Raw genomic sequence first — 21794 nt, forward strand, 5'->3', positions numbered from 1 at the left:
GTAATTTTACACTAATTGTATCAAATGTTTCAATTGTTTAAAACAAATATTTTCCAGCCTATAATCAGTTGCATCCTGTTTTTAAAACAAAAAAGCTGACCAGGAATGGCCAGCGGATATTTATTACTATTAAAAAAAGTTTTCGAACAATTCCTCCTCCGACACCAACTCTATATTAAACACGGCGCCTTACCTTCGTAATCGTTCAACTCTTGCTACCCGTTACTTTAAGTACAGTATTTCACAATCTAACTCGCTAATCGAACAAGGAAGAGTAGATGCATTATTTAGGCATCCTACACTGTTAGTTAATAAGCACCATTGAAAAACCAGAATATTAAATTATAAAACGAAGATTTTTGTGGACTACACTAAAAAATTAATATGGGTTAGGTTGATAAAAATAATTGGGTTTTTTAATGTCATTATTATATGGTTTGTGGAAAATATGGGTTGCAGCTGGTGACAGTGGTGGAATAAGCCACGTCCAGTCGCCTGTAATAGACCTTTCACTTGCCCTTTCTTTTTCTTCGAATTTTTTGAATTGTTGTGCAGCCGTATGATGGTCTACAATACTAACCCCATCCTCCTTAAAGGAATGTAAAACTGCAGTATTCAATTCTAAGAGTGCCCTATCCTTCCATAAAGATATATTACTTTTTATGTCCAACCCCATTAATTTTCCTATTTGAGGAAGCATATTATACCGCGATTCATCCGCAAAGTTCCTTGCCCCTATCTCAGTCCCCATATACCAGCCATTAAAAGGTGCTGCGGTATACGTAATGCCGCCAATTTCTAAAATCATATCCGAGATCATCGGTACTGCATACCATTTCAAATTTAAATCATTAAACCATTTGTAATTGGGATGACGAATTGGCACTTCGAGAAGAAGCTTTTCTGGAATCTGGGCTACTTTTGGATGATGATCATTTATTTGAACGACTAAGGGTAAAACATCGAAATTTCCAAACTTCGGTTCCCATCCTAAATCTATACAGGTCTCGGTAAAGGAAATGGAGTGTGGATCCCCTAAAACACCTTGTTCCGTTTTGTAACCTGCATAGCGAATTAATTGGTGATTCCATATACGAACTTTTTGGTTCGAAGCTTTTTGTGAAAAAATGGTGATTGTAGGGCGTATTCGACCCTTATTCGTTGCATATTCAATGTGTTCAAATAAGGCTTCGATAATTTCTTCTTCTGTCTTTAGGTTCCTCTTATCGATCACGTTTAATTGATCCCAAAATAATCTTCCTATACAACGGTTACTATTACGCCAAGCCATTTTTGCCCCATATTCAAGCTCTAGATTGGTGTGTTCATAAAAACCTTTATTCCGTATCTGTTCATTCAATTCATTCAATCTATGTTCCACTTCCTGCTCTGTTTTATTTAATTCTCTATAACAGGTCCGGATAAATTCCTCAGCTTCCTTTAGTAAATCAGTAATCAAAACAAATCCTCCTTGGGCATATGGCAGATAATATCCTATTATGTAAAAAAGATCCAAGCCTAAACAAATAATATTGTTTCAAAATCAACTTTACCATTTAACCCAAAGAGATTTCCATCCCATTTCAACAATCCTACTCCGTTAGCACAACAAGAAAAAGGGATCTCCGCAGCAATCCCCCTTAAACTCTAGCACCCTTTAGTTTAAGTATAATCATTCACAATTTTAAACTTTATGACATTAAGTATAAAAACATGTGTCATTCAACTTATCACCATCTGCGGTTAAATCATCATTTCTAAAAGCGTCGAGTACAAACCCTTACGGGTACATAAAAAAACGTCTTACACGCATTCTAGAAACGCACCATTAATTGGAGAAACTTAGAGATTATTTATTGTTTTTACAATGTGTCTTAGCTCCTCTATTTACCCTCATCGAATACCACATATACGAAACAAAGCAGCCTCATTCTACTTTGACGTTTCTAAATTTCAAAATAAAAAATAGTCATTTTTTCACTACTATAAATATTCTGAATAGTGTAAAGTTAGTGAGTATTCACTAACCTGTAAGGTGGTCTTAAGATGGGAACACAATTGGAGACAAAAGATAAAATTATTCAAAATGCACGAGAAATATTTGCCGAACGCGGGTACAACGGTGCAACAACAGCAGAGATTGCAAGAAGAGTCGGCGTATCGGAGGCTGCTCTTTATAAACACTTTAAAGGAAAAAAAGATATTTTCCTTGCCTGCATTACTCCTGCCTTGTATAACAGCACCGTCAACCATTCTGACCACACCCCTGAGCAGGTTAGAGAAATTGTAAAGGAAAGGGTGGAACTTGTACGGCGCAATCTGGACAGCTTTAATATTCTCTTTAGGGAGGCGCCTAATCATCCAGAGCTGGCCAAAATGTTTTTAAATCAGGTCTATACGAATGATCAAAATATGAAACATTTGCTAAAAACTCTATCTAATAAAGAGTTGTCGCCAGTACAAACTCTACTCTATGAACTGGGCATCACCACAGCGATTTGGTCAATTCTTAATTTCGAAAAAATGCAGGCAGACTTAATTTCAGAGAAGATACCGGCGGAAAATCTAGAGGAAGAAATTGCTAATGTTATCCTATACGGGATTCTAGGAAACAAGTAACTGCTAAAACATTTCTGATTGTTTAGTTCAAGGATTCTGCTTTTTTAAAATAGAAAGGAGATTTTATGGATTATGGAAGAATACTTGCCAATCCCTCAGCCTAAAACGTTTGGACCACTAGGAAACCTGCCATTAATTGATAAAGATGCCCCGACACAATCATTTTGTAAAATTGCGGAAGAACTTGGTCCGATTTATCGCTTCCAGGCTTTTAGTTTGTCCCTTCTTTTCGTTTCCGGCCATGAATTAGTCGCAGAGCTTTGTGATGAATCCCGCTTTGACAAGAGCATTGCGGTTGCCTTGCATCATTTACGTGCGCTAGGCAGCGGCGGCCTTTTTACATCACTGACCAAAGATCCTAACTGGAAAAAGGCTCATAATATCCTGCTTCCTGCTTTCAGTCAGCAGGCAATGAGAGGATATCACGCTATGATGGTCGATATCGCTCAGCAGCTTGTAGATAAATGGGCACGGTTAAACCCAAAAGATAGTATTGATATTCCCGATAATATGACGAGGCTCACTTTGGATACGATTGGTTTATGTGGTTTTAACTATCGCTTTAACAGCTTTTACCGGGAAGAGCATGATCCTTTTATCGTTAGCATGGTTAGGGCGTTGGATGAAGCAATGCATCGAAGCACAAGGCTTCCGATTCAACAAAAACTCAAGGTACTGACTAATCGGCAATTCGCCAAGGACATTGATGTTATGTCTGCCTTGGTAGATCAGTTAATTGCGGAACGAAAAACGGGTGGCGACCAAGGTGAAACCGATTTACTAGCACGAATGCTCTATGCAAAAGATCCTGAAACAGGTGATCATCTGGATGATGAAAACATTCGGAGTCAAATCATCACCTTTCTCATTGCCGGCCATGAAACAACTAGTGGTTTATTATCATTTGCCTTATTCCTTTTGTTAAAGAATCCAGATGTATTAAAAACGGCCTATGAGGAGGTTGATCATGTTCTAACTGAGTCTGCTCCAAGCTATCAGCAGGTTCTTGAGTTAAAATACATTCGAATGATTTTACACGAGTCTTTGAGATTATATCCGACAGCTCCGCAATTCGCCTTATATGCAAAAGAAGATACGGTTATTGGCGGTAAATACAAAATAAATAAAGGTGAAAATATTGCCATACTTTTGCCGCAGCTTCATCGGGATAAATCAGCCTGGGGAGATGATGTAGAAGAATTTCGTCCCGAGCGGTTTGCAGATCCCAGCAAAATTCCACCCCATGCCTATAAGCCCTTTGGAAATGGTCAGCGTGCTTGCATTGGGATGCAATTTGCCCTTCATGAGGCGACATTAGTATTAGGTATGATTTTACAGCATTTTGAGTTAATTGATGACACCAACTATCAATTAAAGGTGAAACAAACCTTAACATTAAAGCCTGATATGTTTAGACTGCGTGTTAAAGCACGGGATAAAAAGGTTAAAAGTCCTTTTGAAAGTCAACTGCCCAGTATATACGATCACCAAGTTCAACCTGTTACCATCAGCGGCGTTAACAATCGGACATTACACGTCCTTTACGGATCAAATCTGGGTGTAGCAGAGCGAATTGCAAAAGAACTTGCCCAAACGGCCAGCAGCTATGGTGTCGAAAGTAAAGCGGCTGAATTAAATGATTACGTTGGAAACCTGCCCACAAATGGGGCCGTTATAATCGTTACTTCCTCTTATAACGGAAATCCGACAAAGAATGCTCGAAAGTTTGTCCAATGGCTAGAACAAGCCGATTCAGCTTCTCTAAAAGGGGTTCAATACGCAGTGTTAGGCTGCGGCGACCGCAACTGGGCAAGTACGTATCAGAAGGTCCCAAGATTGATTGACGAAATGCTCGCAGCGAAAGGTGCCTCTAGGTTTTCGGAGAGAGGCGAGGCGGATGCCAGTGGTAATTTTGATTACCAAGTGGAAGAATGGAAAAAAAAGATGTGGTCGGATGCCATCGATACTTTCAGGCTGACACTGATTAAAAAAGAAAAGGAAACAACAGACAAACTAACTATTCGGTACCTCGACAAATCAGAGGATAAACTTATGGATGGTAAGTACGAAATCGTACTAAACGACTGTAAACTTATTGTAAATGTTAGCAGTAAGCAACTAATAGCAAAAGCTGATGAGGTTACCTTTCATCATGGGGATTATCTCGATGTGTTTTCTGCAAATAGCTGCGTAAACATCAATAGGGCTTTACAAAGATATGGAATCACTCATGATGATCTTGTCATTTTGTCATCAGCAAATAGTAATTTACGTCATTTCCCATTAAATCAACCAATCCGTATTGATTATCTGCTTCGTCATTTTGTTGACTTGGAGCAAGCCGCAACACTAAAACAACTACGTGAGCTAGCTTCGTTTACAGTTTGCCCGCCGCATAAGCGTGAACTTGAAGCCTTGCTGGTGGAAGGAGTCTATCAAGAACTAGTGATAAACAAAGGAATAACCATGCTCGATCTTATAGAAAAATTCGAATCTTGCCAAATGCCATTTGAACGGTTTCTCGAGTTATTGCCGCCAAAAAAAACGAAATTTTATTTAGATATAATAGTCCACGATGAAATGGTCGAATCGAAGCCATAATAATTAGATTGAAGTCCCTACTATTTTCATATTAGATGATGTCAGGGACTTCTTATGGCTAATTTTATGAACTATGAAATCCAATTCGGAATCTATTTATTATTTTACAAACGCACCCATTCGTATTATAAGGTTAACCAGATAAGAAAATATTTCTGGTTGACCTTTATTTATATGGTCTTATTATAACAGTAGCCAGGGTAGAACGTCCGCACCCGTGGGACTTGATTCCGTCAGCTAAACCGTTCGCCCCCTACTAGTTTAAACATGTTTGAGGCTGGTTGGGACAATGATCTCGTATTACAAGCGAAGCTATGATACTACTGGAGGAATTAGGGGTTACTGGTAAGTTCAATTTTAGGAGGAGATTTAAAATGAATCCAGTCGTTAGTCTGGATGTTTCAAAAGGAAAAAGTGAAGTTCAGGCTTTTTTAGATAAGGGAAAACCTTACGGTAAAAGCTTTAGTATCAATCATGATCTTGATGGGCTAGGATCATTACTTGAGTTTCTGGAAGGTATGAAAGATAAAACTGGTATTCAACCTACAGTGGTTTTAGAAGCTACAGGACATTACCATACACCAGTTGTTCAGTTTCTAGAGCAACATCAATATTTATTAATATCGTAAATCCATTAATCTCTCACAGAGCTAAAAGTGCTAGTTTACGAAAAGTTAAAACGGATGCCATCGATGCCTATCGTCTTTGTGAGCTTTACTATAAAGAGGATTTAGAGCCGTACAAAAAACGTGGAATTCGACTCTTAAACCTTCGTAATCTTACAAGGCAACATGAGAATATAACGGGGATGTATGTTCAAACTAAACTGCAATTTCAAGCTGTTCTAGATCAAATATTCCCTGAATATAACGGTGTTTTTGGGACTTATATTCTGTTGTGTCGTTGCTTACTCTGCAAGCATACCCAGCATCTGAAGATATTTTAGCTGTTAACGAAGTAACATTGACTAATAAAATCAAGGAATTATGTAAAAGTCGTTCAATAAGATGGGCAAAGGAAATTGAAGAATATAAGATTACAGTTAGCGGAAGGTTATTTGGCATGCTTATTTTTAGTATATCATGGCTAAATATTATTTTTTATTGAAAAATATTGACAAACTATTAGCTGGTTTAGTTGAATAACAACAAGAAAAAAAGGACTGCCGAACAGCCCATTTGTTGTGAAATTAAAGCACTACTAGTGCAAGTGAGTAAATGCATAAACACTAAAACAAAAACAAATAAAAGCAAATACAAATAACAATGTTTTGGTAACCTGATATGGCAACAGTCTCAATATCGATAAAGCTAAAAAAGTTATTATTGCACCAATCAATGAATCGACATCAGGTGCAGTGCTATCGTTTTCATGTTTTTCTCTATCATATACTATTCCGCCCCATATCAATGCCAAACCAATCAAAACAGACAATCCACCTAATAAATCCATTATCTCACCCTATTAATAGCGATACCTTATTTAATAAATTAATTATACCTAACATAATGTTTTTTGTAGCTTGGGAAATTTCACCTTTTTCCGCTAAATGCTCCGTTAGCTCAATAAGAAAAGGCTGCATTTTTAACAGCCAGATCATTAAGATAAGCACCCGTTAGCCATCCATGAATCGAAAAAATCATCTCTTCACCACAAAGAATGAAAGTAGGGTTTTTGTGGTCATACTGATATTGCGACATAAGGTTTAATTTTAGGCTCAGCTTTTTTTAAAATTAAAATTGCTGGGTCTACTTTGGCATTGTCTTTTTTAGATTTTCACTGTTTTGTACTTTCATGGTAGTTTAAGTTCATTTCTTCCCAGTACCCTCGTAAGAAGAATTAAATTATCCTTAGATAATCAATGACTCCCTACATTTCTGAAATAGTCATATTACTCAAAATGAATTTTAATAGACTTGAGTACAAGCAGTTTTATCTCTCCTCGAATTTTATATACTAGTTTAATTTTGGAGGTGATAATTATGCCGACAACTCCTGTAAAATGTTGTTTTTATGCTGGTACAAACCCTGGTGAAATCATCGTGACATGTGTAGATTCAACAGAATCATGTCCTTTATTCATTTCACACGGGGGTCAAGTCCGTCCTTTGGTTGCCGAGAGTGCAGACCCTGGTGTTGCTAACTGTGGTGAATGTCGTAACCATAAAAAGGCTTTACCTGGACCCGCAGGATTTGCAAATGTGGTAGATGCTGACCAAAGCGAAAATTAACTAAATCCCATCTTTGGGACAAGCCCAATGTTTAACTTTGGGCTTGTTCATCTTGGTGTACATTATGCATCAAATACGAATTAAGAGTTTTTTTTTATTCAACAAAACTGCACCGTTAGTTGAATTAGAAAAGCAGCCATTTATGACTGCTTTATTTCCTACACTCCGTTAGCTGGATAGTCGTTTTAACGGTTCTTCGTGGTATATCATGTTTTTAAGTAACCTTTGCCTTATCTCATGGTCAAGGCAGCTGTCATACAAAGCCTTAATGTACATTCCCCTGATTTTATGCCAATAGATTTTTAACTTAATAAACAATATACCACCTCTGTTCTATTGGTATATTAACACTTTATTGTTACCGTTTCATGTCCAATAAGAAACAATTGAATTCCTTTAGTGCGATAAAAAAAGCCGCCTCATAGGCAGCTTCTAATCCTCAACTAACACACTGCGTTAGTTGTATAAAGAATATATTATTTTATGAATATGACGGTATTTTGAAAATATTGCAGATCGAAAAATCTTACCCATTAGATTAATTAGAAAATGGTTTATTTTATGGTTTATCATTCGGTTTAGTCCAATATTTTAGACCTTCCATTGCTCTTTCGAGGTCACCCATATCATCATTTCCCAAGGTATCATCAAATTTAAGCGATAATATATGACTCGCTTTTGCTAACCTCTTGTATACTTTATATCTATCAATAAATTTAGGTATTTCTTTTTCGTACTCTGCCTTCTTTTTCTTATTTTCCTCTTTATCTCCTCCCTTTACAGACCCATAGTAAGAACCCATTTGAGCCAATGATACCCTGATAAGCTCAATTTCCTTTAACACCTCAATTATTTCTTCACCAGAATATGTTATTTTTTTATTTTCCTCTAACATTGAATTATCTCTCCTTAAAATTTTTTCAACTACTGAAAACCATAACTAAGGTCAATAATTCCACTTTCAAGTCTATTATCCTTCTTGTACTAACCTGCCCCGATAGCACAATAAGAAAAGGAGCCGCCGTAGCAGCTCCTTGTTTAACTCAAGCACCCTTTACATTAAGTGCAATTCTTCACAAACTTATAGTTAAAGGAGCAAAAATGCTGAGGAAGAACCTTCTTTTAAAACTTCTACAGCCTTATTATTTACTTTATACATACTGGGTGTTTAATTTTATTCAATTGTTAGTTCATCGATTCGAGTTAATTCTTTATGAACTAAACGGTGACTTGGGTTAAGGTTTCCTGCTGCATCTTTTCCAAAAACTCCAATTAAAACATCATCTTTATCTCGACTAGGTTTGATTTGGATTTGGACCTCAAATTCAAAAGCATTTGAAACATCAGAAACAAGGAATCCTGAGGAATTTGGTGAAATTGTTAATGTGGCTGTGTCTATTAATGTTTTAGTTCCATCTAAACGAAAAACTTCAATCTTAGCAGTAATTGTCGTATGTTCATGGTTGTTTAAAACTTTGGTAAAGACTGTGGTTGATGACTTTGCTGCTGTAGCATCTATTTGGTTTTCAAGAGGTCCGGTAGAATAAAAACTAGCGGCATATTTAAATCCGCCTCCTTTCTATTTTCTAGTAATATAATATGCAGATTACTATAATATCAATTGGACAAGTATAATAGTCAACTTAATCATATATAGTGAGAATTGAATTTGATTTTGTTTTAATTTAATGATTGTTTCATTAACCTACCCCGTTAGTACAACAAGCAAAAAAAGACCGCCGCAGCGATCATTTCCGGAATCCCATATGCAACTCAAGCACCCCGTTAGTTTAAGTACATTTCTTCACAAACTTAGAACGATATACATATTTTCTAATGTTTGACTGTTCCTTTTTTACCTTTATAGAAAATTAACGTTGAACCAATAATTACACAAATAAGTCCACCTAAACCCGACGTTATCATTGATAGTTCTTCTTTAAAAAAGAATTCACTTATACCCAAAAATATAATAATGAACCAACCTAAGACATTTATTTTGTTAAGTTTCATTCCAACACCTCCATAACATAGAAACTTTATCCGTTCTTCAACTCTACTGCTTCAATAGTTGAACAAGAAAAAAGACCGCCGCAGCGATCTCCGTCTTTAACTCTTGCCCCCAGTTAGCTGAAGAAGAAATCACTTCCAATTTTCAAGTTTCTTTTCAATTAATTTAATTACACTATGAGAACTATAAAATCAACAATTGCGTATCCAGTTTCTATTTTCTTAATATTACATACAGCAACTTCATTTTCATTTATATATACTGAATACAAAGTAAATATATCATCAATAGAATATAAATAATTTCTATAAATTTCATCCTTTTCGTCGGCAATATTCTCTATCACTTTTAAGGTTATTTCTGGGATAGGCATACGGATTCCCCTTTAACAAATAGATATTATCTTCTTTAAGAATAGCACCCGTTAGCCATCCATGAAGCACTGCTTCACCACAAAGGATGGAATTTTAAACCGTTCTTCCATGGTAGTTGAAGAAAATTATTCACAAACCTTCCTAAAATGTCTGCTGAAGCTAACATACTTTATAGTAAAACACAGTAATTAACTTTACTGTGTTTTTTCAAGTTTTTTTGTTTCTGAATAAACACAATAGATGACAATAGAAAACAGTAATAATGGAAATATTATGAGACCATGACTGTATTTTGCTGAGTGTGTTGCATATAAACCATATAAATAAATGGACATCCAAGATCCACAACAGATTGATATAACACTGACCAAAAAATTCACTAATAACCCCCCAAAAAAAAATTACATTTTTATCCTTTCTTTGAAAATTCTATACAGAATAAGAAATTCCTCTTTTCTTCAACTAAACTGCCCTGTTAGCTGAACAAGAAAAAGACCGCCGCAGCGATCTCATCTTTAACAAATGCACCCGTTAGCCATCCATGAATCGAAAAAGTCATCTCTTCACCACAAAGAATGAAAGTAGGGTTTTTGTGGTCATACTGATATTGCGACATGAGGTTTAATTTTAGGCTCAGCTTTTTTTAAAATTAAAATTGCTGGGTCTACTTTAGCATTGTCTTTTTTATATTTTCACTGTTTTGTACTGTCATGGTAGTTGAATAAGAAAACTCAAGTTCTTATTTCTTTTTTCGAATATACTTAAATCTATCCTTACTGTAACATAGGTTTCCATATGTATCGTAGCAAAGTTCTACCTGATTATCCTCCCAAAGTGAATAGGCATTTTTACCGACGAAAAGTCCTCCTATTTTACCTACTGAAAGTTTTCGAAGAATACTCTGCAAGATTTTATATACATCTTTTTCAAAAGATGCTTGTTGTATGTTACCTTCGTCATCTTCCCATTCAGTGGTAATTGCAATTCTACCTGTACCAATTATGTTAGGAGACTGTGTGGGTAGTATCAATTGAACTGCCCTTGAATTTAGATTGTCCAGTGGGAAGGTTTCTCCACCTTTTACTAATTTTACAGTTTCCCATTTAACCAAGGGAATTTCAGCTTTTGGAACAATCCAATAATAGGGGTAATTATTATCAATATTGTCCATATTTTCAATCGGAATTTGTTGAGAAACGAAGTCAACTTGGTTTTTATATAAAACTAAATCCTTCTCAAAAATTAAACTAAGCAACTTTTCATTATCTATCTTATCGAATACAAATAGTATTTGATTTCCTTTTAGAAAATAAGCCATATATCCTCCAAATAAAACGACTTAGCAATTATATTATCATCTTTTCTTCTTCAACTTTAATGCCTCGTTAGTTCAACAAGAAAAAATGACCGCCACAGCGATCATCAAATTTTACTAAAGCACCCCGTTAGTCATAATGAACGAAACGGCTCCCATCGCTTAACGTAGGTTGCACTTGGTCATAATGTTACTAGCCAAAAATAAACCAAGTGTAGAGCTACACACGAAAAGGAGCCGTATAATATGAAGGATGTACAAAAATTTGTTGGTTTAGACGTATCTAAAGATACAATTGCTGTTGCTATTGCTGATCCTGGTCGTGGTGAACCAAGATTTCATGGAACTATTCAAAATAAACCAGAAGACATTCGCAAACTAATGAAAAAGTTAGGTAATCCTGAAAATCTATTAGTATGTTATGAAGCAGGTTCTAGTGGGTATGGAATATACCGATTACTTCTTTCAATGGAAATTGAATGTTTGGTTGTGGCACCCTCTCTTATCCCAAAGCGATCTGGCGATCGTGTCAAAACAGATAAAAGAGATTCTATTAGATTAGCTCAGCTACTTCGTGCTGGAGAGCTTACTTCTGTATGGGTTCCAGATGAAGATCATGAAGCATTGAGAGACTTAATTCGTGCTCGACATGATGCTCGTGAAGATTTACAAAGTTCTCGCCAGAGACTTATTCATTTTTTACTTCGCCATGAAATACGTCCTCCACAAGGAGTTCGAAATTGGTCTGTAAAACATCGTGAATGGTTAAAACAGTTAACATTTAAAAGAGCTGCCCACCGTATTGTTTTTCAAGAATATCTCCATACAATCAATGAAGTAGAAGATCGTATGAAAAGAATTGAAGATCAAATCCATGAAGAAGCACTTCAAAGTGAACACGCCCCTGTTATTCAAGCACTTCAAACATTAAGAGGAGTTGCAGAAGTAACTGCTGTTACCTTGGTAGCTGAAATTGGACATTTTTCTCGTTTTTCTAGCCCAAGACAATTGATGTCCTATGCTGGACTTGTTCCTAAAGAATACTCTAGTGGATCAAGTCGTTGGCAAGGTTCGATTACGAAAACAGGAAACTCACAAATTCGACGTTCCATAGTAGAAATTTGTTGGTCTTATCGTCATCGACCATCTCTTAAAGGTGAATTGTTAAAACGCCAAGAAGGTCAAGATCCAGAGGCAAAGCGTATTGCTTGGAAAGCTCAACACCGTCTTCATTTGAAATACCATCGTATCTCTGCTAAAGGAAAAGGTGGAAAAGTAGCTGTTGTTGCCGTTGCTAGAGAATTGCTTGGCTTTATCTGGGCTATCGCTTGTTTTATTGAAGATAAACAAGGAAGTAAATTAAATGTTGCTTAAGTAGATTGAAAGTAAGAAATTAATGGAGTTTTCTTATGAAGTAATTACTTTTAGGTTGTAAATTGAAGATTTGGCTCGAAGGCAAATCCCCGTGAAGGAGAACCCTCATGTTGAACTATGCACTAGGTCCAGAACTTAACGTGCGCCGTTAGTCCGAGGAAGCTCCGTGACGGATGGAGTGAAATGTGGTACCCAACCCACGTATATCAGTTTGTATACCACCGTCAGCGTTTTTGCCTTCGTGCCAAGTTTTTAAGGTTATCCTGTTCAACTTTCTGCATTGTATCCATTTCGGATTTAGCTTATCAAGGGAAAGTACGCCCTTGACAAGCTAAATCCGAAAGGATTGTTGGTCTATAAGTTGAACAAGGAATAACTCTATTCATACTGAATAAAACACCAAATAAAAACATTTTGGGTGTGGTGGGTTGACAGTTTCGTTCATATCAGTTCAACAAGGGTGGAACCTCATTCTTTTATTCTTAGCTGTCTCGATAGTTCTTTAAATGGAGTAGCATAAGCGTCTTCATATTTCATAATATGTTGTTTTAACAGAGACCAATTTTTTTCGAGGAATGGATGTATCTGTGTGGTATCCGCAATACTATACAGTTGCATTAAAAAATAAAGGGTTTACCATATCAAATAGTCATCGTCTAATTTAAATAACACCTCAATCACATTCGGAATGTAGTTAAAGGCTTCTTCTGGAGACATTCCGTTGTAAATTGATTCGAAGGAATTACTAAAATACCACTCGTCATCTTCTAATTTATCTTCCCATCCAACAAATATTTCTAAAAGCCTACTTTCCATTTTAATCACACCCTAAAGTCCACTTGTATAAGACATAATTCCACGTAATAAACCTTTTTACCTTCTTCAAGTAACCTGCTCCGTTAGTGGAACAAGAAAAAGAGTTGTCGTAGTTACCCTATAGTGAAAAGCTCTACATTTATCGAAATATAAAAAAATGCAGCATCCATGGTCAATGAGACGCTTTCCTGCAAATTTATTAAAAGTCTAAATTTTATTAGAAATATTTGCTTTTCTTAATTAGAGTCGGTAGGGGGAAAAATATTTATGCACCAAATAAAAGGAGGGTTTCCGATGGTTTACATTAAAGCATTCCTGGTTTGTTTGCTTTCTTTTCCATTCCTGTTCAATGTTCCAGTCGCTCAGGCTGCTCCTCCAGAAAATGAATTGAACCAATATTTGGCCAGTATTGGTTGGACAAAACAGGACTTGATGGATTATCTGGACTATTATGAAATCCCTTTGGATGATTATAGTACAGTGGACGAGCTTAAAGAAGTTCTGGGAACCCCTATTAACTCAAAAAATTTGCAGGAGTTATTAACGAAATATGGTCTGACAGATAAAGAGTTTAATGACCTCATGGACCATTTCGGCGACTCCTTAAATGACTATAAATTTATTGAGGATTTGGATGCATCACTTGAGTATTATGTCAATTATGATGAATACATGGCCGAAACCGAAAATGCACTATCGGAATTTGGCATAACAGAGGAAGAAGCAGAGAGATTTTTTAACTATTTGAGCGAAGTCGAAGAAAAAAATAAAGACCAACTTGACCAAATCGCAACAAACGATACGCTTTGGGAAAAATTTCTCAATATCGAAGATCCTTCCCAATTAAGTGACCAAGAACTGAACAAAATGGTTCAAATCTTGGAGGATACTATTGCCCTCTATGAAGTAAAGGTCAATTTGAAAGCAGACGGTAAAGCTATAACGTTAAAGGATTTGTTGAAGATGTCAGAGCCTCCAGGTAATTTATCAGCGAGTGTCTATAGCAACTCAGGGGACCTTTTAATTGATTTCAACATTCCTAAATCGTATTTTGATTCACTGGAAGGTCTAATGAATGGGGAAGACATGCTGCATTTAGGCGAGATTTCTGATGATTATGTCGACCATATGCATGAAGAGAAATATGACCAAGGACGGAACGGTTTAAAATAAATGAAAAGCCCTTCTCTTTTGAGAGGGGCAACTTCTTAAAAATATTTACCCAAAATATAATCGCCAAAGCCATCCTAATCCTTAACTCTTGCACCCGTTAGTGGAATAAGACCCTTTCCAAAAAATGTAATTACGAAAATACTCAACCCATAAGCCGTAATTGACTTGTGTAGATTATTTCACTTATTTTCAATTACAACACATCATCGCTTAATCAACCCCGACAGGTCTACTTCTAATACTTTATCTTCTTTATCGTTGTAAGTAGATAACAATACAGTAATGATTCCCGATTCATTCTTCGTCTCTTTCTTATCGATAACCTCGGCGATGGTATACAATTCATCACCAGGATACACCGGTTTTATAAATTTCAAATTATTCATCCCTGTTCCAGCGATGATATCATCACCATAGATACCTTGTTCAATCCAAAGCCTTACTGAAATGCTTAATGTATGTAGTCCGGAAGCGATGATTCCATCAAATCTCCCCTGCTTTGCTTTTTCCTCATCTAAATGCATATATTGAGGATCAAATTCTCCTGCAAATCTCATAATATCCGCTTTTGTCATTTTGAAGGACTTAGTTTCAAACACCTGTCCAACTGTAAACTCATCAAACTTCATAATTACACCTCTTATTTAGAAACTTTTGCACTTGTTTATATTAAGGCAGCATCTAATGCACATCAAGTTAAAAAAATACTCAAAATCCTCTAAAATCAATAGAAAAGAATACTTTTTTGGGGATTCATCTTTGTAATTGTAAATACCTTATTTAACTATCCTGTTTCGTAAGTTCAATAAGAAAACAAGACGCCGCTGCAGCAACCTCCTGTTTAACTCTTGCACCCATTAGTTTAATACAATGCTTCACAATCTGCTGGTTTTCCCTTACTCTTGTTTAACATTTTTGTGTATTACTGAAATGATTGGAGGTTCAGTCTATACCACATCAATAATGTGGTTTAAAGGCTCATAATAAAACATGAAAAAAGGAACTTCGGAATAATCCGGAGTTCCTTTAAATATTAATGTAACTTCTAACGCTACTGTCCTTGCGCAATCCTATTGGATGTTCCGGTTTGTTAAGAACGAAAAATGATTAAACTACACTGCAAACAATATTTTGTAGATAGATTATATTTTTATAGAAACCTGTCCATCCTAATTTTGATAGTTTAAAAAGGATGGAGGTTACTACAATGATAACAACCCGTATGAAAAACATATTGGCGGTTCTAAGTGTTTTTGTCCTATTACTCATATTTTTTATTCCCCTTCAAAGGGAGCATACGGCTTATGCAAATATGTTTTCTCCTCAAGTAAATGCAACATCCAATGAAAATATAGTAGCAACCGTAGAAGCCACTGTTTTGCGAGTTCGAGAGAATCCAAGTTTATTTAGCAAGGTTGTAGGCAGATTAAAAATGGGAGCAAAAATAACTATCCAAGAAGAGCAATCTGGATGGGCAAAAATGGTGTCTTCTTCTGGTATTCAGGGATGGGTGTATGGATATTACATCACTAAAGACTCATCTAGCGAAGCAAAACGTGCTATTGCAAGTCTACCATCAACAAGGAAAATAGTTCGTTTCAACGAAAAGGGACAAATTCAATCGACAGAATCAATTTCAGGTATTCAGACAACCGTCCCGTTCATTGCCCAAAATAGTTTTGATCCCCTTCAAGGGAAAACAATTGTGCTTGATCCAGGTCATGGAGGAAAGGATGATGGGACAACAAGCATTGCAGGAACTCATGAAAAATCATTAACCTTATCCACGGCGGAAGCAGTTAAACAAATACTTGAAAACGCAGGTGCCAATGTCATTATGACTCGGACCGGTGATACTTATGTTCCTTTACTACAAAGGGTAGCTGTTTCATACCAAAACCATGCGGATGCTTTTATCAGTTTTCACTATAATTGGTCAAGCGATCCATCAGTAAATGGAATAACTAATTTTTACTACCAGCAAACAAGTAACCCTTTAGCTTCTGATATAATAAATGAAGTCGTCCAAGCAACCGGGTTAAATAACGATGGAACAAGATTCGATAACTTGAGTGTATTACGCAACAATTCACAACCTAGTACGCTGATCGAGCTTGGCTTCCTTTCAAATAAAAATGATGATTCGGTTGTGGAAAGTTCTGCTTACCGTGATAAAGTAGCTAAAGGCGTTTACCTAGGATTACTGGATTATTTTCAATCAAATAATAAGTAATAAGCCGGTAAAAACGCACGGCTCTTTTTTTGTTAAAATCACATTTACTTTCGGTCGTTATTTCCAAAAAATAAAAATGAACACTAAAATTGGAGCGCTTGCCCATCGTCAGGGAACCATCCCAAAAAACAATTTCGCGAAGTATCGGCACTATCCCTTCCTTGGATATGGATACCTGATTTGCGCGGAGAATAAATCTTTGAGAATTCAAGGCGGCAGCGACCCGTTCGTGAAGTAAAGCACCCATTTGTTTAAGTACATAACTTTACGACTTTTCAGTAATATTAGCATAAATATCTATTAAAAAATCACCTCACCTTTATGAACTCATAAAGGTGAGATGATATTAATCAAGCTTTACAAAATCTCCTTCTTTGATTTGATTCTTTTCAAACCATCCAAGATTCACTTCAATAGCATAAAGATAAAAATGTCCCGGATTATAACTAGGACATTCATCCTCCTCACACGGAACCATATCTAGTATTTTTAGAATTTTCCCATCTGAATCAATAAAAGCAATAGATAAAGGAATTAATGTGTTTTTCATCCAAAAGCCGCCATATCTTTTTTCTGAAAACACAAATAACATCCCCTCGTTTTCGGGTAATTTTTCAACAAACATTAAGCCCTTTTTTATTTTTCTTTTAGTATCTGCAACATGAACGGTTAAAATAGTTTCCCTGTTTCCACTTAGTATTTTTATCATTTTTGTTCTTATTCTATTTATCATGTTCACTCACCTTTGAGTATTATTTAAGCAGGAAAGAAATTTGATATCTTTTAAAAAGAAGTTCATGAGATTGAAATTTCCTGTTTTTCAAGTAAGAAAACAAGATGAAAAAATAAATAGAAAGCTACTTTTCACTCCTAATACTTATTCTATGGTCTTAAATTAAATACATTGTTAGCTGAAAAAGAAAAAAGCGAACTCCTTTAAGGAGCTCGCACACGTTGGGTCATTAAATAATTGTATTTATTCAGTATTCGCTATATTTCGGTTAAGTGAATTTAACTATTGCTCGTGGGGTCATTTTCAACATCCGTTTTTTTTGTACCTTTACTTATATACGGTTTTGCACTCTTCTTTTTGTTTGCACTAGCTTGCCAACGATTCCAACCCTTCTTGTCTGTTCCTCTCCCTGTTCCACCTTTTCCTTTAGCTTTACTCATAAAATCACCCCATTATTATTCTAGGTTGAGTTACCTATCTGGTTAGTTTTAATCATTTTACTCGGTTATTAACCACACATATTGCAATAAATAACACCCTTCCAGTCACCCATACAATTGTATAGAAACAATAAACTAATATCTACTTCACGTAATTTCCTTTTTTCACCAAACTGCCAGTTAGTCCAATAAGAAAAGCCGCTAAATTGGCAGCTGGATCATTAACTGGAAAAATGGATTAGATGAGGAGGAATGTGAAGGGCATTAGGAAAATAATTCCAGATTGTATTATTTCACTCAATAATTTGTTATAATAAAGTGTTTTTAACAATATTGAGGGGGAAAACTATTTTTATGTCAGTCGAAGTAGGAAGCAAGGTACAAGGTAAAGTCACAGGTATCACAAATTTCGGAGCTTTCGTAGAATTACCGGGAGGCTCAACAGGTCTTGTTCATATCAGTGAGGTTGCAGATAGCTATGTAAAAGACGTTAATGACCATCTCAAATTAGGCGACCTGATTGAAGTAAAAGTGATTAGTGAGAAAGATGGAAAAATTGCCTTGTCCATCAAAAAAGCTATTGATAGACCCGAAGGACAAACCTCTTCTTTTTCACAACGCCCTCCACGACAGAAAAGAGTTGATAGTCGTTCAAAAGGCAATTTTAAACCCAAGGAAAATTTCGAAGATAAAATAGCTCGTTTTTTAAAGACTAGTGAAGAGAATTTGTCTACTCTCAAACGTAACACTGGAGCAAAGCAAGGCGGTAGAGGCGGAAGACGCGGATAACGTACTGCGATGTTTAAACTTCATAATATAAATAAAGGTAAGCCTCTATAATAAACTGGCTTGCCTTCTTTAATGTATCTTTTATCAGCTTAGGTCATAAAAAAACAACATCAAAGTTTAATAACAAGGCGATTAACTACTACATCACGGCCTCCATTGCTTGCCATAGCTACACACTGGGTAATATTTCCATATGTTAATATCATAGATAAACCCTTTGTTATTTGGTTATATTGCATGCCGGATCATTCCAACTGTTTGGACTTCAAAGCGTATGTTATATAATTTGTTCTTTGCTGTTTTCTTACCGACTGGCGTGCATATTCTGCTGTATGTTTTTTTTACTCTTCATTGCAATAAAGGGTTGCAATATTAGGGAATTTTCTGTAAATTATAGTTAAAAAGGGTGAAACATCATGAATATTGCAGAGGTAAATGATCAGATTCGATCTAAAAAAGGAATTATCGGGATTGTGGAAAACGTTTATGAAAACTCGGTAATGATTAAAATACATATAAATCCTACGGATATTTTTTATGAAAATAATGTAACCGTTATCAATCATAAAAATTACGAAGTTATTAAAAAATCAGCATTACAATTATAAAAAATCCTGGACATTACTTTAAATTTATTCAAGTACCAATAAGTATCAAATATAAAAGCCTTTATCGATAATTACTACGATAAAGGCTTTTTACTTATTGCAACCTATACAACCGTCACATAACAAGCTTAATATTATCTAGATACTCATGGGCAACTGTATATAATTCGGCGTGGGCTTACCTGATGGAAATACGACGAATGGGAGAAACCTTGTAAGCATTGTGCCTACAACAACCATAACAACTCCGTTAGAATTCCTGCAGATAGCTAATTATCAACTTTGAAAAAAAATAGGTCCCTCAGTAAGATGAGGGACCTATTTTCCTACACGTTCAAAGTATGGATAAAAGGTGTTAGGATTAATGCCCAGATGACTGTAAGGATGGCAGTCAGAATGTAGGATACACTGGAGGTTGTTCCCTCTTTTTCCCCGATTTGAAATGCTTTTGCAGTCCCAAGTGCCTGTGCACCCAAACCATACATCATGCCGATAGACAATGGATGCTTAATGGAAAAGTGCTTCATTATAGCTGGTCCTATGAAGACACCTACAAAGCATGTCAACATACTAAAAAGAACAGTTATGGCAGGAGTCCCTCCAATGGATTCAGACAAACTGACAGCAATTGGAATGGTGACAATGCGAGGAATAATACTGAGCATATAATCCTTCCCCATTGCAAGCAGGTAAGTACATAAAATGCCCGAAACAACAGCAATCAGGGAGCCGGCGGCAAGACTACATACAATCACGCGCCAATTTTTCGCCAGAAACGACCAGTTTCGATACAATGGAATAGCTAATGCAACGGTTACAACATCTAACAATTCATTTAGTGGATAAGTGCCATTTGCATATTCTTTGTATGGTATATCCATTATCAAAAGGAGAACAATGAGCATAACAGGAGTGAGAATGATTGGTGAAAATAACAATCCTGGCTTTTTCCGATTGACCTTTTTCGCAAAAAAATAAAAAAGGACAGTAATAATTACATAAAAAATCTTGGTAACCATCTCCTTACTTCACCGCCTTTTCTTTCTTGGATCCTTTCGGAGATGACACCTGTTGCTATCATCATAAGTGCTGTACCACTAACAACAATGAATAAAATACTTAGGCCTTTGATGCCAAATATCCATGAATATTGCATAAATCCAACGACTGCCGGTATGAAAAATAACATCATCTCGGAAATAATAAGCGCAGCCCCCGCTTGCACCCAATTTAATTTAATTAAGCCTGAATGAAGACCGAAGAATAATAAAATCATCCCAATAATACTTCCTGGAATAGGTACATGAAGAAGAGAGGCAATATATTTACCAATCCAGGTGAACACAATAATAACTCCAATTTGAAATAAAATCATTAAGCCCTTTTTCAAGAGCAACACCTCCGAAATAGAACAATATGTAATATAAATCATTCTACTTGGAGAATCACAATTCATAAAATATATAAAAGTCATCAAAACTATTCTTAGAAGTTATAGTTAGGGTTTTCCTTCCTGAATATATGCAATGAACTCTCGAACTGCATAGGATAGATACTTATTTTTTTTATAAATCAATGCCAATTCCCAATCAACCTGAGGTGAAGTAATAGCAACAATAGAAACCTGATCCTTAAATCGGTTTGCTACCGACTTAGGAATGATAGATATCCCAAATTGTGCTGCTACCATCTCTCCAACGATATCCCATAAGGAGCTTTTGTAGACTAAATTAGGTTCAAATCCCGATTGCAAACAGGCCTTCATTACCACATCATGCAGAATATAATCCTCGGTAAAAAGAATAAAGGCTTCTTCCTTTAAATCGGATAAAAATGCTGATTTTCTTTCCGACAGCCAATGATCCCTGTCAACAATGACAACTAGTTCTTCTTTTAATAAGGGGATGTATCCAAACACTTCAGAGTCAACTGGTAGTACGGTAATCCCCACATCCACTTCCCCTTGTACTACCTTTCGTTCTAGTTGTTTCCCGCTAAATTCAACCATTTGCATATCAATTTGCGGATAACCCTTTTTAAAATTAGCAAGAACGTTCGGAAATAACATCACTCCCAAAGTCGGCATTAATCCCATTTTGATCGTTCCCTTTTTTACATGAACGACTTCGTTTACAGAAGAATGGATATCTTCTACTATCTGCAAAATTTTCAAGGCTTGATCATAAACAATCTTCCCCGCATCTGTCATCTCCACTTTTCTCTCCGAACGATCTAGCAACGTCACTTGAAGCTCCACTTCTAGGCTTTTTATCATCTTACTGATGGAAGGCTGAGATACATGAAGGCTCTCAGATGCCTTGGTAAAATTCTTTTGTTTGGCTACTTCTACAAAATATTTAAGATGTTGAATATCCATTTTAAAACTCCCCGGTACTACTTTTCTTTAATCTTCTTGACTTCATTAATATCCTCAGTAAGCTAATAATTAGCAAAACAAGTGGTATTGCCTGACCCAA

Annotated in this window: 20 protein-coding genes and 3 pseudogenes; 9 read left to right on the forward strand and 14 right to left on the reverse strand. The window is 36.0% G+C overall.

What is annotated here, in order from left to right; genetic code table 11:
- Positions 1 to 379: 379 nt before the first annotated feature.
- The gene (locus PH210_RS13150) at positions 380 to 1459 is read right to left on the reverse strand and encodes a nitric oxide synthase oxygenase (RefSeq protein WP_289985973.1); all 1080 of its coding nucleotides are present in this window, start codon (positions 1457 to 1459) and stop codon (positions 380 to 382) included.
- Between the two features lie 587 nt (positions 1460 to 2046).
- On the opposite strand from PH210_RS13150, the gene PH210_RS13155 reads away from it, so the two are divergent.
- The 3 genes and pseudogenes from PH210_RS13155 to PH210_RS13165 all read left to right on the forward strand — a co-directional run bounded on the left by PH210_RS13155 (position 2047) and on the right by PH210_RS13165 (position 6166).
- Positions 2047 to 2619 (forward strand): TetR/AcrR family transcriptional regulator, encoded by a 573-nt coding sequence (locus PH210_RS13155; protein ID WP_289985975.1) that lies wholly within the window; start codon positions 2047 to 2049, stop codon positions 2617 to 2619.
- Positions 2620 to 2691: 72 nt separating this feature from the next.
- Positions 2692 to 5175 (forward strand): annotated as a pseudogene (locus PH210_RS13160) (cytochrome P450); the annotation flags it as partial.
- A 419-nt stretch (positions 5176 to 5594) separates the two neighbouring features.
- A pseudogene (locus PH210_RS13165) lies at positions 5595 to 6166 on the forward strand (IS110 family transposase).
- A 254-nt stretch (positions 6167 to 6420) separates the two neighbouring features.
- On the opposite strand, the gene PH210_RS13170 reads toward PH210_RS13165, so the two are convergent.
- Positions 6421 to 6672, reverse strand: a complete 252-nt coding sequence (locus tag PH210_RS13170; RefSeq protein ID WP_289985978.1) for a hypothetical protein — start codon at positions 6670 to 6672, stop codon at positions 6421 to 6423.
- 530 nt (positions 6673 to 7202) lie between these two features.
- Between PH210_RS13170 and PH210_RS13175 the strand changes: the two genes are divergently transcribed.
- Positions 7203 to 7451 carry a hypothetical protein gene (locus PH210_RS13175; RefSeq protein ID WP_289985980.1) on the forward strand — a complete coding sequence of 83 codons (249 nt, stop codon included), beginning with the start codon at positions 7203 to 7205 and terminating at the stop codon, positions 7449 to 7451.
- Positions 7452 to 8010: 559 nt separating this feature from the next.
- Here PH210_RS13175 and PH210_RS13180 read toward each other — a convergent pair.
- From PH210_RS13180 to PH210_RS13195, 4 genes are all read right to left on the reverse strand, one after another.
- Positions 8011 to 8346, reverse strand: a complete 336-nt coding sequence (locus PH210_RS13180) for a hypothetical protein (RefSeq protein ID WP_289985982.1) — start codon at positions 8344 to 8346, stop codon at positions 8011 to 8013.
- Positions 8347 to 9284: 938 nt separating this feature from the next.
- On the reverse strand, positions 9285 to 9464 hold the full coding sequence (locus PH210_RS13185; RefSeq protein ID WP_289985984.1) for a hypothetical protein: 180 nt from the start codon (positions 9462 to 9464) through the stop codon (positions 9285 to 9287).
- A 167-nt stretch (positions 9465 to 9631) separates the two neighbouring features.
- Complete coding sequence (locus PH210_RS13190) at positions 9632 to 9835, reverse strand: hypothetical protein (protein ID WP_289985986.1); 204 nt, start codon at positions 9833 to 9835, stop codon at positions 9632 to 9634.
- Positions 9836 to 10575: 740 nt separating this feature from the next.
- Positions 10576 to 11154 (reverse strand): hypothetical protein, encoded by a 579-nt coding sequence (locus tag PH210_RS13195; protein ID WP_289985987.1) that lies wholly within the window; start codon positions 11152 to 11154, stop codon positions 10576 to 10578.
- A 243-nt stretch (positions 11155 to 11397) separates the two neighbouring features.
- On the opposite strand from PH210_RS13195, the gene PH210_RS13200 reads away from it, so the two are divergent.
- The gene (locus PH210_RS13200) at positions 11398 to 12525 is read left to right on the forward strand and encodes an IS110 family RNA-guided transposase (RefSeq protein WP_289985988.1); all 1128 of its coding nucleotides are present in this window, start codon (positions 11398 to 11400) and stop codon (positions 12523 to 12525) included.
- A 633-nt stretch (positions 12526 to 13158) separates the two neighbouring features.
- Here PH210_RS13200 and PH210_RS13205 read toward each other — a convergent pair.
- Positions 13159 to 13341, reverse strand: coding sequence for a hypothetical protein (locus tag PH210_RS13205; RefSeq protein WP_289985989.1), 183 nt, complete (start codon positions 13339 to 13341; stop codon positions 13159 to 13161).
- Between the two features lie 294 nt (positions 13342 to 13635).
- On the opposite strand from PH210_RS13205, the gene PH210_RS13210 reads away from it, so the two are divergent.
- Positions 13636 to 14514, forward strand: coding sequence for a processed acidic surface protein (locus PH210_RS13210; RefSeq protein WP_289985991.1), 879 nt, complete (start codon positions 13636 to 13638; stop codon positions 14512 to 14514).
- 203 nt (positions 14515 to 14717) lie between these two features.
- On the opposite strand, the gene PH210_RS13215 is transcribed toward PH210_RS13210, so the two are convergent.
- Positions 14718 to 15143: a MaoC family dehydratase gene (locus PH210_RS13215; protein ID WP_027323056.1), complete on the reverse strand. Its 426-nt coding sequence runs from the start codon at positions 15141 to 15143 to the stop codon at positions 14718 to 14720.
- 578 nt (positions 15144 to 15721) lie between these two features.
- Here PH210_RS13215 and PH210_RS13220 point away from each other — a divergent pair.
- Entirely contained in the window at positions 15722 to 16747 is a 1026-nt protein-coding gene (locus PH210_RS13220; RefSeq protein ID WP_289985994.1) for an N-acetylmuramoyl-L-alanine amidase family protein, read from the forward strand.
- A gap of 346 nt (positions 16748 to 17093) precedes the next feature.
- Here PH210_RS13220 and PH210_RS13225 read toward each other — a convergent pair whose 3' ends face one another.
- Positions 17094 to 17480 carry a DUF192 domain-containing protein gene (locus PH210_RS13225; protein ID WP_289985996.1) on the reverse strand — a complete coding sequence of 129 codons (387 nt, stop codon included), beginning with the start codon at positions 17478 to 17480 and terminating at the stop codon, positions 17094 to 17096.
- Positions 17481 to 17758: 278 nt separating this feature from the next.
- Positions 17759 to 17920, reverse strand: coding sequence for a DUF3934 domain-containing protein (locus tag PH210_RS13230; RefSeq protein WP_251528308.1), 162 nt, complete (start codon positions 17918 to 17920; stop codon positions 17759 to 17761).
- Positions 17921 to 18274: 354 nt separating this feature from the next.
- On the opposite strand from PH210_RS13230, the gene PH210_RS13235 reads away from it, so the two are divergent.
- Positions 18275 to 18709 carry a S1 domain-containing RNA-binding protein gene (locus PH210_RS13235; RefSeq protein WP_289985999.1) on the forward strand — a complete coding sequence of 145 codons (435 nt, stop codon included), beginning with the start codon at positions 18275 to 18277 and terminating at the stop codon, positions 18707 to 18709.
- A 416-nt stretch (positions 18710 to 19125) separates the two neighbouring features.
- On the forward strand, positions 19126 to 19317 hold the full coding sequence (locus PH210_RS13240) for a DUF2187 family protein (protein ID WP_289986001.1): 192 nt from the start codon (positions 19126 to 19128) through the stop codon (positions 19315 to 19317).
- A gap of 156 nt (positions 19318 to 19473) precedes the next feature.
- On the opposite strand, the pseudogene PH210_RS13245 reads toward PH210_RS13240, so the two are convergent.
- The 4 genes and pseudogenes from PH210_RS13245 to PH210_RS13260 form a co-directional block, all read right to left on the reverse strand.
- Positions 19474 to 19557: pseudogene (locus tag PH210_RS13245) on the reverse strand (branched-chain amino acid transporter AzlD); the annotation flags it as partial.
- 86 nt (positions 19558 to 19643) lie between these two features.
- Positions 19644 to 20336, reverse strand: coding sequence for an LrgB family protein (locus PH210_RS13250; protein ID WP_289986004.1), 693 nt, complete (start codon positions 20334 to 20336; stop codon positions 19644 to 19646).
- Positions 20312 to 20707 carry a CidA/LrgA family protein gene (locus PH210_RS13255; protein WP_289986006.1) on the reverse strand — a complete coding sequence of 132 codons (396 nt, stop codon included), beginning with the start codon at positions 20705 to 20707 and terminating at the stop codon, positions 20312 to 20314. The genes PH210_RS13250 and PH210_RS13255 overlap by 25 nt, the downstream gene beginning before the upstream one ends.
- Before the next feature lie 108 nt (positions 20708 to 20815).
- Complete coding sequence (locus PH210_RS13260) at positions 20816 to 21694, reverse strand: LysR family transcriptional regulator (protein WP_289986007.1); 879 nt, start codon at positions 21692 to 21694, stop codon at positions 20816 to 20818.
- Between the last annotated feature and the right edge of the window lie 100 nt (positions 21695 to 21794).

This window comes from Paenibacillus sp. BSR1-1 (assembly GCF_030403775.1).
Lineage (GTDB): Bacteria > Bacillota > Bacilli > Bacillales > Cytobacillaceae > Neobacillus.

Excerpts from the sequence above, each read along its gene's own strand:
- PH210_RS13155 (WP_289985975.1), top strand. The coding sequence starts at position 2,047 with ATGGGAACACAATTGGAGACAAAAGATAAAATTATTCAAAATGCACGA.
- PH210_RS13170 (WP_289985978.1), bottom strand. The coding sequence starts at position 6,672 with ATGGATTTATTAGGTGGATTGTCTGTTTTGATTGGTTTGGCATTGATA.
- PH210_RS13175 (WP_289985980.1), top strand. The coding sequence starts at position 7,203 with ATGCCGACAACTCCTGTAAAATGTTGTTTTTATGCTGGTACAAACCCT.
- PH210_RS13180 (WP_289985982.1), bottom strand. The coding sequence starts at position 8,346 with ATGTTAGAGGAAAATAAAAAAATAACATATTCTGGTGAAGAAATAATT.
- PH210_RS13185 (WP_289985984.1), bottom strand. The coding sequence starts at position 9,464 with ATGAAACTTAACAAAATAAATGTCTTAGGTTGGTTCATTATTATATTT.
- PH210_RS13190 (WP_289985986.1), bottom strand. The coding sequence starts at position 9,835 with ATGCCTATCCCAGAAATAACCTTAAAAGTGATAGAGAATATTGCCGAC.
- PH210_RS13195 (WP_289985987.1), bottom strand. The coding sequence starts at position 11,154 with ATGGCTTATTTTCTAAAAGGAAATCAAATACTATTTGTATTCGATAAG.
- PH210_RS13200 (WP_289985988.1), top strand. The coding sequence starts at position 11,398 with ATGAAGGATGTACAAAAATTTGTTGGTTTAGACGTATCTAAAGATACA.
- PH210_RS13205 (WP_289985989.1), bottom strand. The coding sequence starts at position 13,341 with ATGGAAAGTAGGCTTTTAGAAATATTTGTTGGATGGGAAGATAAATTA.
- PH210_RS13210 (WP_289985991.1), top strand. The coding sequence starts at position 13,636 with ATGGTTTACATTAAAGCATTCCTGGTTTGTTTGCTTTCTTTTCCATTC.
- PH210_RS13215 (WP_027323056.1), bottom strand. The coding sequence starts at position 15,143 with ATGAAGTTTGATGAGTTTACAGTTGGACAGGTGTTTGAAACTAAGTCC.
- PH210_RS13220 (WP_289985994.1), top strand. The coding sequence starts at position 15,722 with ATGATAACAACCCGTATGAAAAACATATTGGCGGTTCTAAGTGTTTTT.
- PH210_RS13225 (WP_289985996.1), bottom strand. The coding sequence starts at position 17,480 with ATGATAAATAGAATAAGAACAAAAATGATAAAAATACTAAGTGGAAAC.
- PH210_RS13230 (WP_251528308.1), bottom strand. The coding sequence starts at position 17,920 with ATGAGTAAAGCTAAAGGAAAAGGTGGAACAGGGAGAGGAACAGACAAG.
- PH210_RS13235 (WP_289985999.1), top strand. The coding sequence starts at position 18,275 with ATGTCAGTCGAAGTAGGAAGCAAGGTACAAGGTAAAGTCACAGGTATC.
- PH210_RS13240 (WP_289986001.1), top strand. The coding sequence starts at position 19,126 with ATGAATATTGCAGAGGTAAATGATCAGATTCGATCTAAAAAAGGAATT.
- PH210_RS13250 (WP_289986004.1), bottom strand. The coding sequence starts at position 20,336 with ATGGTTACCAAGATTTTTTATGTAATTATTACTGTCCTTTTTTATTTT.
- PH210_RS13260 (WP_289986007.1), bottom strand. The coding sequence starts at position 21,694 with ATGGATATTCAACATCTTAAATATTTTGTAGAAGTAGCCAAACAAAAG.